The organism is Chenggangzhangella methanolivorans (assembly GCF_042648545.1).
Classification (GTDB): domain Bacteria; phylum Pseudomonadota; class Alphaproteobacteria; order Rhizobiales; family Methylopilaceae; genus Methylopila; species Methylopila methanolivorans.
The window spans coordinates 446,097-458,905 of record NZ_JBHRXS010000006.1 but is presented as its reverse complement, the minus strand read 5'-3'; the positions used below and the strand labels follow the sequence as shown (position 1 = coordinate 458,905).

General features: G+C 67.1%; 15 protein-coding genes. 1 reads left to right on the top strand and 14 read right to left on the bottom strand.

Translation table 11 applies throughout. From position 1 onward, the window contains the following. Positions 1-38: 38 nt before the first annotated feature. The 5 genes from ACFOWB_RS13465 to ACFOWB_RS13445 all read right to left on the bottom strand — a co-directional run bounded on the left by ACFOWB_RS13465 (position 39) and on the right by ACFOWB_RS13445 (position 5,207). Positions 39-1,943, bottom strand: coding sequence for a hypothetical protein (locus ACFOWB_RS13465; protein WP_261402725.1), 1,905 nt, complete (start codon positions 1,941-1,943; stop codon positions 39-41). A gap of 18 nt (positions 1,944-1,961) precedes the next feature. Further along, complete coding sequence (locus ACFOWB_RS13460) at positions 1,962-3,890, bottom strand: hypothetical protein (protein ID WP_261402724.1); 1,929 nt, start codon at positions 3,888-3,890, stop codon at positions 1,962-1,964. Next, positions 3,887-4,540, bottom strand: coding sequence for a hypothetical protein (locus tag ACFOWB_RS13455; RefSeq protein WP_261402723.1), 654 nt, complete (start codon positions 4,538-4,540; stop codon positions 3,887-3,889). The genes ACFOWB_RS13460 and ACFOWB_RS13455 overlap by 4 nt, the downstream gene beginning before the upstream one ends. 290 nt (positions 4,541-4,830) lie before the next feature. After that, the gene (locus ACFOWB_RS13450) at positions 4,831-4,992 is read right to left on the bottom strand and encodes a hypothetical protein (RefSeq protein WP_261402722.1); all 162 of its coding nucleotides are present in this window, start codon (positions 4,990-4,992) and stop codon (positions 4,831-4,833) included. Beyond that, positions 4,989-5,207 (bottom strand): hypothetical protein, encoded by a 219-nt coding sequence (locus tag ACFOWB_RS13445; RefSeq protein ID WP_261402721.1) that lies wholly within the window; start codon positions 5,205-5,207, stop codon positions 4,989-4,991. Before ACFOWB_RS13445 ends, ACFOWB_RS13450 begins: the two co-directional genes overlap by 4 nt. Positions 5,208-5,374: 167 nt before the next feature. Between ACFOWB_RS13445 and ACFOWB_RS13440 the strand changes: the two genes are divergently transcribed. Further along, the gene (locus ACFOWB_RS13440) at positions 5,375-5,560 is read left to right on the top strand and encodes a hypothetical protein (protein WP_378147783.1); all 186 of its coding nucleotides are present in this window, start codon (positions 5,375-5,377) and stop codon (positions 5,558-5,560) included. A gap of 10 nt (positions 5,561-5,570) precedes the next feature. Here the strand turns inward: ACFOWB_RS13440 and ACFOWB_RS13435 are convergent, their stop codons facing one another. From ACFOWB_RS13435 to ACFOWB_RS13395, 9 genes are all read right to left on the bottom strand, one after another. Continuing rightward, on the bottom strand, positions 5,571-6,293 hold the full coding sequence (locus tag ACFOWB_RS13435) for an abortive infection family protein (protein ID WP_378147781.1): 723 nt from the start codon (positions 6,291-6,293) through the stop codon (positions 5,571-5,573). 487 nt (positions 6,294-6,780) lie between these two features. Next, entirely contained in the window at positions 6,781-7,245 is a 465-nt protein-coding gene (locus ACFOWB_RS13430; RefSeq protein ID WP_261402718.1) for a DUF411 domain-containing protein, read from the bottom strand. Between the two features lie 234 nt (positions 7,246-7,479). Beyond that, a complete protein-coding gene (locus ACFOWB_RS13425; RefSeq protein ID WP_261402717.1) occupies positions 7,480-7,839 on the bottom strand; it encodes a hypothetical protein in 360 nt (119 codons plus the stop codon). Between the two features lie 68 nt (positions 7,840-7,907). Continuing rightward, positions 7,908-8,378 carry a hypothetical protein gene (locus ACFOWB_RS13420; RefSeq protein ID WP_378147778.1) on the bottom strand — a complete coding sequence of 157 codons (471 nt, stop codon included), beginning with the start codon at positions 8,376-8,378 and terminating at the stop codon, positions 7,908-7,910. Between the two features lie 53 nt (positions 8,379-8,431). Then, positions 8,432-8,884 (bottom strand): DUF305 domain-containing protein, encoded by a 453-nt coding sequence (locus tag ACFOWB_RS13415; RefSeq protein ID WP_261402715.1) that lies wholly within the window; start codon positions 8,882-8,884, stop codon positions 8,432-8,434. 61 nt (positions 8,885-8,945) lie between these two features. Beyond that, positions 8,946-9,227, bottom strand: a complete 282-nt coding sequence (locus ACFOWB_RS13410; protein ID WP_261402714.1) for a copper-binding protein — start codon at positions 9,225-9,227, stop codon at positions 8,946-8,948. A 20-nt stretch (positions 9,228-9,247) separates the two neighbouring features. Further along, positions 9,248-9,721, bottom strand: coding sequence for a cupredoxin domain-containing protein (locus tag ACFOWB_RS13405; RefSeq protein ID WP_261402713.1), 474 nt, complete (start codon positions 9,719-9,721; stop codon positions 9,248-9,250). A gap of 26 nt (positions 9,722-9,747) precedes the next feature. Beyond that, entirely contained in the window at positions 9,748-11,151 is a 1,404-nt protein-coding gene (locus ACFOWB_RS13400) for a multicopper oxidase family protein (protein WP_261402712.1), read from the bottom strand. Positions 11,152-11,165: 14 nt separating this feature from the next. Further along, complete coding sequence (locus ACFOWB_RS13395) at positions 11,166-12,602, bottom strand: TolC family protein (RefSeq protein ID WP_378147774.1); 1,437 nt, start codon at positions 12,600-12,602, stop codon at positions 11,166-11,168. Positions 12,603-12,809: the final 207 nt, after the last annotated feature.

The window sequence follows — 12,809 nt, the reverse complement described above, 5'->3', positions numbered from 1 at the left end:
AGACTCGGAGGGTGAAGCTGTCCAGATTACCGGATCGATCACCTCGAAAGCTCGTTCGGCCGCCTCAGCCGTCCCGGCACCCTGAAGATGACAAGGTGGCGCGCCTCGGTGTCGCCCTCCGGGACGAGACTGTCGTACCAGAGGCAGCTCTCCAGCCCTGGCGGCGGCCCAGTCCGATCGACGAGCTCAAGAATTCCGAGCATGCCAAGCTTCACGTTTGTGCCCTGGTAGCTCGCCGCCTGCCCGACGTACTTCCTGGCCTCCTCCGGCGTGACGAGATCCTCGTGCCGCTTGAGCTCGACCAAGAACCGCCAGCCGCCGTGACCTACGTACACGTCGCATCGACCCTTCGCGATGCCCTCGATCTCCGTGAGCACCGTGGCTTCGGGCATGTTTCCCTTGAGCCAATCGCGAAGGTCCTTTTGGAGGTCGCCCTCGACGGCGTTTTTCTCGAACAGATAGGCTCCGCGCGGTCCTAACTCTCGCTTGGCCGCGTCCTGTCGGTCCATGCAGAAGAGGATCACCTGCAGGAGGAGGCGGTCAAACGTGACTCGTATCCTGCCCTCGTAATGCGTGGCGCCTTCGAGCCTTGAGCGGATGTCGTTGAAGAGCCGCTGCACGACCGGGTTGGCGATCTCCAAGTCGACCAGGAGCTTGCTGTCGACGAGGTCCGTCACCCGCTCAATGAAGCGTTCCGTTGCTCCGATTTCCTCGAGGGCGCCACGGAGCTTCTCGAAGGCGCCCTCTCCGAATTTTCCCGGCGGGTTTGGCTCCGCCGCGATCTCCTCGATCCGCCTCCGCAGGGCGACGGCGGCATTACGGTCCGCGCCCACGAAAGCCTCGTCACCCAGGCGATCGTCGAGATGGGCGAGCAGCCCCCGCTCTCGCACGAAGCTCGCCTCGATACGCGGCCTGAGCACGGCGCCGAACCCGGCCGCGCCCGGGATGGTGCGGTCCGCGTCGTAGACCTTGAGAAGGCCGTCGAGCACGGCGCAGGCGCGTAGCCAGCTCGGTCGGCCGAGGTCGCAGGCGATGCGCGGGACGCTGTCGACCAGCTCGAGCCACTGAACGTCCCGGTCCCACCGCGGGGCCAGCCAATCGGGAAGTCGGCCCGCCGACAGCAGGAACGCACGATCGGCTGCGGCTTCCCCGACGGCTTTCACCGCGGCGTCCAGGTCGGCTTCCCCGGCGCCTTGCGCGAAGCCCCGGACCACGCCGATGACAGCGGCGTAGAGGTGGGCGTCGGATCGGTCCGCGTCGATGCGCCCGGCCTCCGCGAACAGGACCTGCGCGGTCTCGAGGCCGCCCATCACCTCGTGCTGGTCGTCGCCGTCGAGGGCGACCGAGAGCAGGGCGTTGGCGTACTCGAACGTCGCCTCGCCGCTGGCCTCGGGGTTTCTGCGCAGGCGATCGAGCACGGGCAGCAGGTCGTTCTCCCGCCAGGCGTGGAATGCGGTGCCCACGATCTTCGCGGCATGCTCGGCGAACAGGCCGTTCTCGTCGGTCTCGATGTCGACGAGGATCGAGACGAGGCGGTGCCGCTGGACGACCTCGGCCAGAGCCAGACGGAGCCATGTCTCGAGGGCGTAGGCGGCGACGAGGCCGTTCCGCTCGTCGCCGCGGATCTCCGACCTCTTTTCGAGCGCCCTTCCGATGCGTGGAGCGAGCCGGGTCCGGACGGGCGCCGAGGCGATCAGGGCGTGCGACGCGGCCCGGAGCGTGACGGCGAAGCCGGCATTCTGGAACCCCTTGATGACGAGGTCGTCGGTGAAGGACTCGTCGCCGGGAGCGGCGTCGACGGCCCATCCGACCATGACGTCCACGTGCGGCGAGGCGAGGAGCGCGCCGAGGTCAGCCTCGACCGCGGCGCGCCCGCCAACGGCGCCGAGCGTCACAGGCGCCCCGCGCTCCAGCAGGTCGTCTATGGCTATGACGGTCGACATGCAGGCTTCCCATCTCCTTCACCAAAGGTACTCGCCCTTGGCCGCGACGCGACAGTTCGCGGGAGCGAGCAGCGTGAGGACCTCGCTCGCCTTCGCGCTCGACACGAACACCTGAAGGCTTACCTCCTCCGCGACGGAACGGAGCTCCTTCAGGAGCGCTTCGAGGTTGCTGTCGTCCGTCTCCTCCGCTCCGGGGGAGTCGACGACCAGCAGCCCCGGATGGCGCCCGACCCCAAGTACCTTGCCCACCCTCAAGAGTGCGACGGCGGTGGCAATTCTCAACCGGAGCCGCTCGCCCTTGGTCACCTCGCCGAACGGCATCGAGGCCCCGCCCTTTCGGAGCTGCATGCGGGCCTGAGCATCGATCTCGACCGCTTCCAGCGTCACGACGCCGAAGCGCTGCGCCAGCTTGAGGACTTCGGCGTTCAGCGTGGTCAGAAGCTCATTCGCCGCAGCGTCCATGGCGCTCTTGGCGAGGTCATGCGCCGCCGCCACGACCGGGCGGTCGGGCGCGGCTTCCGGCTCCTCCGCGCTTTCGGAATGCGCCTCGAGCTTCCCCTCGAGCCCGGCAATCTCAAGCTCGATGTCGCGGCGCTTTCGCAGGTCGCTCGACGCGGGAGCCGCGGCGAGGGCGTCGCGCGCGGCAGCCATCCCATCCCGGGCAATCTTCACATGACCTTTCAGCTCGCGGACGGAAGCTGCGGCGCGATCGAACGCGGCCTTCGTCGCCGCGGCGCGTTCGTCGGCCTCCGCAAGGCGCTCGTTGACGTCTTCCATCTTCTCGGCCGGGATCGATTCGGTGCAGACGGAACAACTGAAGTCGGTCTGCTCCCGCTTGATCCTGTCCTTCGTGACCACCGCTTCGCAGCGAGGGCAGCAGGTCGGTTGAAGGCCATTGAAGAAGCTCGAGGCGACGAACGTCTCGCGGATGTCGCGGGCCTCGCGCTCGTCGGCATCCTTCGCGGCCCGAAGCTTCCTTTCCTCATCCTCGGCGTCTGCGAGCCTTCGCTCGATCTCGTTGTACGCGTTGGTCGCCTCAACGACCGCTTCGGCGAGTCCGTCGACCAGCCGTGCGAAATCGGCGTTGTCAGAGAGCTTCGACAATCGTTCACGGGCGTCCGAAAGGTCTTTCTCAACCTGCTCGACCGCCTTTGCGCTGAGCTCGGAAGCCGTTTTCTGGACCGCTCTTGCCCGGGCGTCCTCGGTGCCGAGGTCCTTCAGCGCCGTCGACGTCTGCATGACCGTGGAGGCCCATGGCAGGCCCACGTAGATCTGAAGGATTCGCGCGGGCAGTCCGCCGAAGTCCGTGTCGCCGAGCAGGCGCGTGTGCGCGCCCCATAGGTAAAGCCCGCCGGCTAGCGCCTTCCAGCCGTGCTCGGCCACCTGCGCCGCCTCGTCCTTCCCTAGCTGGTACGGGATCGGATCGAGATCCAGCGCCTCCATCATGAAGTCCGACATCGTCGCCGCGAAGGCAGCGTGGGTCTCGAAGCCGTCCTTCGCGTCTTCGCTTCCGTCCGGGCGGAGGCGCACCAGCCTGCCCTTCGGCACGCCCTTCGTCACGGCGAAGTCGATGGCGAACGGCTGGTCGTCGAGCGCGAAGTCGACCCTGACGTGCTCAAGCCATTTCCTCACGTCGCCTTGCAGGCTCTTCACCTCGCCGCGCAGCGACCAGAGGATGATCTCGAGGACGGTCGACTTCCCGACGAGGTTCGTGCCGTCGCTCGCGACCGCCCAGACCCCATCGCCGAGCCCGTCCCACGAGAAGTCGATGCGGCCGCTGGCCTTGCCCTTCTTCTCTCCGGAAAACCTGACTGCCGTGATCCTGAGCTTGCGCGCGGGCCTGGCCCCGAGGCGGGTGCGAATGTTCCTCTTCCTGAGGATGGTCTCGACCCGCGACGTCTCGACGCCCGCCTTCTCGGCGACCTGCTCGTGCCAACGATCGCTCATCCGTCCGCCTTCTCCGCCAGCGCTTCCAGGCGCTCGCGCACACGAGGGGCGATCGACGGGATCATCCCCTTGAGCGGCGTCGCCGCGTATTCGTCCTGCAGGTACTGGCGACCCTTCAGGGCTGCGCCCCCGGCTCCGCCGGCGACCCGCGACGCGACGGCCGCGCGGTCCCGATACCAAGCCAGTTCAGGCGCCGCGGCGGCCAGGTCGTCCATCGCCGCGCGGCCCGACTTGGTCAGCAGGTACCATGTCTCTGTCACGTGTCCCGGCTGGCCGTGACGGTGCTGCCTCACGAGGTCGCGCGACCGCAGGATCGAGAGCGGGTTGTGGAGTGGCTCGAAGGCGCCGAAGTGGTACCGGATCATCGGCACGCGCCGAAGGTCCGGCTCGCGATCGTCGAAGATCCGGCGCGCCAGCTCGAGTTCGTCCTTCGAACCCGTTTTCTCGAACCCGTTCAGCAGCTCGTTGGCCAGGTAGTCCGGGTAGCGGATCCAGAAGTCGAGCGCCTGCAGGCGCGACTGGGCCCTGAGGACACCCACGACGTCCGCCCCGACCTTGTCGTCGGCGGGAGGCTGGGCAGCCGCGCAGATGGCCGCGAGCAGCCTCACGGCCGATTGCTGGTCGGTGTGGGATTCGACAGGGGGCGGCATCACGAGTCCTGAACGCTGGTCCGGCCTCGCTTCGCCTCCGGATACCTCGCGCGAAAATATGCACGCGGGATTCGTTGGCGCAACCCGGGGTTAGCCACGATTGCCGGAGCCTCAAGGCCGCCCGGGCTGCCAGCATTCAACACCAACCTAGCAGCTTACGCTGGGTTGTGGACGTGGACGGGGTCACGAGATCCCGATGCCGTAGACCGTGGGCTGCCTCACTGTCGTTCCCGCACGGAACACCCTGACCCAGATGAGGATCTCCAAACGGTTGCCGTGAGGGCGACTGTTCAGAAGTTCGGCTCCCAAGTCTCGCCGCGGGCCTCGATGCGATCGGCCTCCCGTCGCAGCCGGTCCGCGCGCTCATGGTCCTCGTTCCACTCGGCTTCCGCAGCTTCCTTCCGAAGCTGCTTCACGACTTCGGCGGCGAGTTCGACCCTAGGACCCGTCATCGCACCGTAGCCCGCCTGACACGACCGCGGGCGTAGCCATTCGACACGCGAGACGACAGCCGGGCTACCTCCTCCTCGAGGGCGGCGTTGGCGATCAGAAGCGCCCGCACCGCGGCCCATGCGTCGCCATCGCACGCCTCGACCGCCTCGTCGGTGGCGCGCTCTAGCGCGAGTGCCGCCTCGTCCGGTCCCATCGGCTTCGCGGCCTCCGCCATGGCAATCTCTCCTTTGTTGACAGCACGGAGAGTGCCCGAGTCGCCTTGACGGGTCGAGCAAATGTTCTCTCTATGTTCACGTCATGGAGACCGCGCACAAACGCAGGCGCCCGAGCCTCGACACCATTGCGCGGCGTCTCGAGGCTGCCTTCAGGGCGGACCGAACCGTGACGCTCAAGCCCGAGACGGCGCTGGTTGTGGCAGCCGCGGTCAGGGCCTTCGCGACCCAGCCCACTCGGGACGACATCGTGAAGCTTGTCTGTGACCGCAAGGAGCCGTGCGAGAGCTTCTGCTATCCGTGCGTCAGCCTGGCGAACAGGATCTCGATGCTCTTCGGCGGCGAGCAGAGGTAGCTCGCCGCTCCTAGGGCCCGAAGCGCGCTGACTCGATGGATCGGAAGAAACGCAGGATCGCGGAAATCGAGTCGAAGAGGAACCTAGCCTCGCGAGGATCGAGCAGCTCGTTGTCGTGCGCCAGCGTCTTGTTGTTGCGAACCGAGTTGAACCGGTCGAATACCGTGATCGAGCTCTTCACGATCTGCTTGGTCATCTCCTGGAGCGGGTGCCTACGCTCCAGCTCCTTCACGTACTTGCCCACCCGGCTGTTGAGCGGCTCCTCGGCGTTCCAAGCCACACCGTTCTGATCGAGCAGGTGCGTGAACTTCTTCATGCAGTAGGTGTGCAGCCTGTCCAAGGCGACCTGGGGCTTGTCCGCGCTGATGTCGCGACTGATTCCCTCGATCAACTCGTCCAGCGTGAGGTCGGGCTTGAAACGGTCAAGCGCATCCATCAGCGGCAGGTCGGATCCGCGCTCGAGCCTGTCCGCGAGATCGAGCACGGCTGCCTTGAGGCGTTCGTGGTCAGGTTTCTGGGCGTACACGGGGAGCGTCTCGCGATGGGCCCACAGGGCGCGCAGGCAGCGGGCCACGACCCTTTCGTCCTCGACCTCGAGAAAGGCGCGCAGACGCTTCGCCTTGGACTGGCCGTTGAACGCGTATCTCTCGTCGTAAAGATCAACGCCGACCTCGTCCTGGAAGAACTCGGCGATGGTGCGGTCCGAGAAATGCAGAACGTAGCCGCCGCCCATGTCGAAGGCGTCCTCGACCGCACGGCGATCCCCGTAGCGTAGCTTCACCATTCCGAACCCCAAGCGGCAGCTTGCCTTAATAGACGGCCGGGCCGGCCACAGGACAACGGTCGCTTCAAGGCAGCGGTAGGAACGCGTCAAACGCGTGAATGCAATGAAAGAATTTCAATGGTGGGGAGGCGCAAGAGCACAGAGGCGTAGCGCTCGTTGTCATCACGGCAGCGCGATCTCTAGCTTCCCGCTAGAACGCCACCCGATCCGCGGAGCCCTGGCTGGTCGACGCGCTTTGCTGGCGTTCCTTCCGCATGCTGGGTGCTCCGCTCCCGCTTTTCGGTGCGGAGCAGAGCAGGTCGATCAGGTCCGGAACCGCACGTGGCGGGAGGACGGTCTGACCTCTGGCTCACGAACGTAAGGCTGGCCTGCGCCAGACAGCAGACATCGCATCGTCGCCGAGAAGCGGACTAAATTTACGCCTCCCGACGAAGCACTAAAGCGCGACGCCTCCGTGGAACCGCATTATGGCCCGAGGCTCGCCGTCGCCGAAAGCCATCACGTCGTAGGATTCTCGATCACGGCCCTCGACCTCCATGCCGGGCGACCCGATCGGCATCCCGGGCACGGCGAGGCCGCGAACCTTCGGGCGCTCGGCGAGCAGCCTGCCGATCGCCGCCGCGGGCACGTGCCCCTCGAGCACGTAGCCGTCGATCTCGGCCGTGTGGCAGGACCTCAGGCCCGGGGGCACGCCGAGCTTCGCCTTGACGGCGTTGATGGCCGCGGTCTCAACGACCCGCGTCTCGTAGCCGGCCGCGCGGACGTGATCGACCCAGGCGCCGCAGCAGCCGCAGCTTGGATCCTTGTGGACGGTCATCGCCGGAGCGGCGCGGACCCCGCCCGGGAGAAGCAGCGCGGCACCGGCCGCCGCCAGCGTGAACGTCCTGCGGTCCATCGTCATAGCCTTCGCCCTCCTTCTCTTCCCAGCCACCTTCGCACACGTCCGGCTCACGTCCACTTGTCGACAGGCCTCGTCGACGCAAACCGTCGCGATCCCTCCTTCAAACGACAATGGCCCGACGTCTGCCTGGAGCTGCCGACGGCAGCGGCTCCTCCGTCGTCTCCGCGTGGCGACGGCGGACACGCTTCGGCTTCTGCGGTTCAAGTCTGGGAGCTGAGGCGCCGTAGACGGACTTCAGCTTCGGGGAGGTCGGGCCGGGGGTTCGGAGACCGGGCCTGCCCTGGCGGGGTCGTCACCGGGAAAGACGGCGGACAGCACCAAGATCCGATGTGACCTGGTCATGACCGCCATCGGCGCGGCGGGGGCGCATTTCGTCATGCAGGTCGCGAGCAGCGGACAGCTCTTCTGGCAGTCCGGCATGACCGGCGCGTCATCCGGGGAGCAAGGCATGCCGTCCGCCATGGTCTCCATCGAGTCCATGGCGACAGGCGTCGCGGCCATGACCGCCGCGGCGTTCGCCGCGACCGGGATCGCGCCGACGCCGAGCATCAGCACGAAGATCAGAACATGCCGCACGCGGGCGCCGAGGTTCATGCAAGCGACCATGCGCCTAAACACAGCGCTCGTGAAGACGTCAGTCGGTCGGTCTTCGCAAGCATCGGTCACTGCTTCGCCTGATCCAGCATGCGGTCGTAGAGGTCGTGACGGATCTCATGCTGGGCCAGGATCCCCTGCACCAAGGGCTTCGCCGTCGCCTTGCACCAGGCGGCCAAGCGCTCCGATTGCTCGTCCGCCGGCCCGTCTCCCATGACGTGGATGAAGCCGATCGAGACCGCCCGCGACGCGTTCGCGGCGCGGATCACCACGATCCCCGACTCCGTCTGCGAAAGGCGATCGAGCACCTCACGCTGGACGTGGTCGGCGAATCCGACGCCGTCGAGGTCTCGGATCCTGGTGTCCTCGGCGAACCACCTGTCCTGCTGCGAACAGACGAGGGTGAGGTTCTTCGCGAGGAACGCCGTCGACAGCACGTTCGCCAGCATGTCCGTGTCAACCGAGGGGGGACTTTGGCCCTCAGGGGCGGCGACCGCCATCGAAGCGCTGAGCGCGAGGCAGATGAGGATCACGCGCATCGTCGTCCTCCCGGCAACGGCGGCGACCGAGGCCTCCGCCCGCCGCCGGACCTTCACTTCGCCTTGTCGGACTTGGCCGCCCACGCCTCGAACTCGGCGATCTCGCGCTCCTGGTCCGCGATGATCTTCTTCGCCCATGACTTCGCCTGCTCGTCCTTGCCGGACTGCAGCTCGATACGGCTCATGGCGACGGCGCCGCGGTGATGGGCGATCATCCCGCAGATGAAGGCGAGGTCCGGGTCCTTGATCCCGTGGGTCGCGCGCATGGCCTTGCCCATGTCCTGCATGGCCTTCATCGAGGCCATCCGGGCCTCGCCCATGTCGGACATCGAATGGGCCGCCATGTCGCCCATCTCCATCGCCTTGCCCGTTGCGCCCTGTCCGGGGGAGGCGTCCTGGCAAGCCTTGGGAAGGCTCTCTGTGCCCGACGGCGGTGACTTGGCTTCCTGCGCGATGGCCGTCGAGACGGTCAGGGCAAGCGCGGCCGCAAGTGCGATCCGGTTCATTTTGAGTTTCCTCGTTCAATGGGAGCTGAGCGGCCACGTCCCGCGGCCGCCCAGCGGGACGTCACTTCTTCTGGATCTTGGTGAGGGTGATCTGTCCGTTCACCCGGTCGGCCTCGAACAGCACCTTGTCCCCGGGCTTCACGCCCTTGAGCATGGCGGGGTCGGCGGCTTTGAAGACCATCGACATCGGCTCGTCCATGCCGAGGTTCTTGATCGGGCCATGGTCGAGCGTGATCTTGCCCGCGCTCTCGTCGACCTTCTTGACGGTGCCGTCTGCGGCCGACGCTGCGGTGGAGATGATGGCGACCGCGAGGGCCCCGAGGAGCGTTGCTGTCTTCTTCATGTTCGTATGCCTCCGTAGGGTCACTTGACGGCGACCGTGCCGTCCATCCCGGCCTCGCGATGGCCGGGGATCAGGCAGGCGAAGTTGAACTCGCCCGACTTCGAGAACTTCCAGGTGATCTCGTCGGACTTGCCCGGCGCCACGCGGCGGCCGTTCGGCTCGTCGTGCTCCATGTCCGGGTTCTTCCGCATCGCGACCGCGTGCCGGTCGTTCTCGACGCGCGTCGCAAGCATGAACTCGTGGTCGATCTGGCCCTCGTTCCTGAGGACGAATCGGACCTGCTCGCCCATTTTCGCGGCGATCGAGATCGGCTCGAACAGCATCTTGCCGTCGTCGGTCTCCTTCATGACCACATCGATAGTGCGTGAGGGCTTCTTGGGGTCGCCGGGCTCGCCGAAGGCCGTGGCCTCGCCATGCGAATGGCCGGGGTCCGCGGACGCCGCGGCCGGAGCGAGCGCCGCGACGAGCACGGCAAGCGTAAGGAACTTCTTCATCTCATTGGTCCTGTTGGGCGTCGGGTTCAGTGGTTCGCGTGCCCGCCGGAGCCTGCCTTCGGCTTCACGACGTTCATCTGCATGTCGCCGGGCTTGGCGGCCGCGGGCGCAGCCTTGCGCGCCGCGGGCGCCTCGCCCTTCCATTCGAAGGCGACCTGTCCCTCCGGGTGCTTGAACCAGCCGGGATCGCTGTAGTCGCCGGACGCGATTCCCTCGCGGACCTTCACGACCGAGAACATCCCGCCCATCTCGATCGGGCCGAACTGGCCGAAGCCCGTCATCATGGGCAGCGTGTTGTCGGGGAGCGGCATCTCCATCTCGCCCATGTCGGCCATGCCCGCCTGACCCATCGGCATGTAGCCGGGGACCAGCTTTTTGATGGTCTTGGCCACGTCCTTCTTGTTCACGCCGATGAAGTTTTGGACCTCGTGGCCCATGGCGTTCATGGTGTGGTGCGACTTGTGGCAGTGGATCGCCCAGTCGCCGGGAGCGTCCGCGACGAAGTCGAAGGCGCGCATCTGCCCGACCGCGCAGTCGATCGTGACCTCGGGCCAGGCGGCAGCTTCCGGCACCCAGCCGCCGTCCGTGCACGACACCTTGAAGTCGTAGCCGTGCATGTGGATCGGGTGGTTGGTCATGGTGAGGTTGCCGAACCGCACCCGCACCCTGTCGCCCTTGGCGGCCACCAGATGGTCGATCCCCGGGAACACGCGCGTGTTCCAGGTCCAGAGATTGAAGTCGGTCATCTCCGCGACGCGGGGCACGTAGGTTCCCGGGTCGATGTCGTAGGCCGACATCAGGAAGACGAAGTCGCGGTCGACCCGCCGGAACGCCGGATCCTTCGGGTGCACGACGAAGAAGCCCATCATGCCCATGGCCATCTGAACCATCTCGTCGGCGTGCGGGTGGTACATGAAGGTCCCGCTCTTACGGAGCTGGAACTCGTAGACGAAGGTCTGTCCGGGCTTGATGTGCGGCTGGGTCAGTCCGCCGACGCCGTCCATCCCCGAGGGCAGGAGCATGCCGTGCCAGTGCACGGTCGTGTGCTCCGGCAGCTTGTTGGTGACAAAGATGCGGACCTTGTCGCCCTCGACCGCCTCGATGGTCGGGCCGGGCGACTGGCCGTTGTAGCCCCAGAGGTGGGCCACCATGCCGGGGGCGAGCTCGCGGATCACGGGCTCGGCGACGAGGTGGAACTCCTTCCAGTTGCCGTTCATGCGCCAGGGCGCGGTCCAGCCGTTGAGCGTGACGACGGGGTTGTAGTCGGGGCCGGTCGTCGGAACGAGCGGCGGCCGCATGGTCGCGTCCTTCATGGTTGCGGCCTCGGGTATCGATGCGGCCTGGACGCGGCCGGACACCGCGGACGCCGCGACCAACGACGTCGCCCCGGCGGCGGACGCGGACAGGAACGATCTGCGCGAGACGGTCATGGGTGCCTCCGGTTTCATTGGGGGGACGCCGCCGAGGCGGATGTGGCCGAAGCGAGCTTCGGCTCGGGAGCCGACTCGGCCGGGGAGCCGCCGCCGATCAGGGCGGCTTGGAAGTCGACGTCGGCGATGAAGAAGTCGCGCTTGGCCCGGATCGCCGCGACGTTCGACGCGACGTTCTCGCGGGCGTTGGTCAGGAGCTCAAAGGCGTCGACCAGCATGCCGTTGTACTGGAGCTGCGATTCCTCGGTGATGACCTTGCGCAGCGGCAGCACGCGGCTCTGGTAGGCGCGCGCGATCTCGTGGCGGCCGCGATAGGTCGCGTAGGCCTCTCGGGCTTCCGAGCGGGCGTTTACCGCCTTCTCGAGCAGCCGGTTCACCGCGCCCATGTAGGTTTCACGGGCCTTCGCCAAACGCGCCTTGCCGAAGTCGAAGATCGGGATTTGGACGGCGAGCTCGAATCCCTTCGGGTTCGCCTTCTCGCCCTCGGCCGACTTCGCGTGGTTCGCGAGCCCTGTGACCTCGAGCATGGAGATCGCACGGGTCTGCTCGGTGAGGCCGTAAGATTGCGCAAGCGCGTCGAGCTCGAGGCGGTCGCCGATGATGTCGACCCGGCGCCGGATCGCCGTCGCCTCTACATCGCCTTGGGTCTTGAGCCGCGGGAACGACGGCAGCCGCGCGGGCAGCCTGTAGTCGAGATCACGCCCCCACAGGCCGAGCTGGCGGGTCAACGCCTCGCGCTCCTTGGCGGCCTCCAGACGCGCCTCGGCAAGCTCGGTCGCGACCTCGGCGTAAAGCGCGCCGGACCGAGCTTGGTTGAGCTTGGTGGCGGCTCCCGTTTCACCGAGCTTCTTGGTGAGTTCGGCTGCGGCGCCCGCCGAACCCCGCGCCGTCTCGAGGAAAGCGGTGGTCTCCCGGGCTGCGACCGCGCGGAAGAACGCCCGGCGCGCCTCGGCGGCCGTCCGGAAGGTCGCCGCGATCGCCTTGTACTGGGCCGCGCGGAACTCGCTCTCGGCGATCTTCGTGCGGCGCGGCAGCGTCAGGAGCTGGAGCAAATCGGCGATAAGACGCCGCTCGACGTCGAGGTCGCCGGAGCCGGCGACCCGCTCGATCGAGATCGTGGGCGATGGCGGCAGGCTGGCTTCGACGAACTCCGCCTCGGACACGCCAAGCGCGTTGTACTCGGCTTGGAGACCGCGGTTGTTGAGCAGCGCGATCTGGACGGCGGCGTCGGCGGTCAGCGGCCTCGCGAGCAGGCGGTCGACGCGCGCCTTCACCGCTCCGGCGTCCGACGCCGTGACGATCTTCGCCGTGTCCTTGCCGAGGTCGAGCGAAACCCGTGAGACGACCGGGATCATGCCGCCGTCCGCCGAGACCGACGCGCAAGCGCCGAGCGAGGCCGACAGCGCGACGACCGCAGCCGCCCTCGGGAGGCGTGAAAGGAGCGCCGCCATCACATGCCCTCCGCAGGCTTCGGCGCGACGCCCTTGTTCTGGTCAAGCCAAGGCTTCGGCTCGACCGGGCGGTAGTCCGCCGTGCCCGCCGTGACGGAGCTGTATCGGACGGTCGGAACCGACGCGGACGGATTGCTTGGGTCGTCACGCCCCGCGATGGGCGATGGCAATTGCGTTGAGCAACCGCCCAAGAATAGAGCGGCGGCG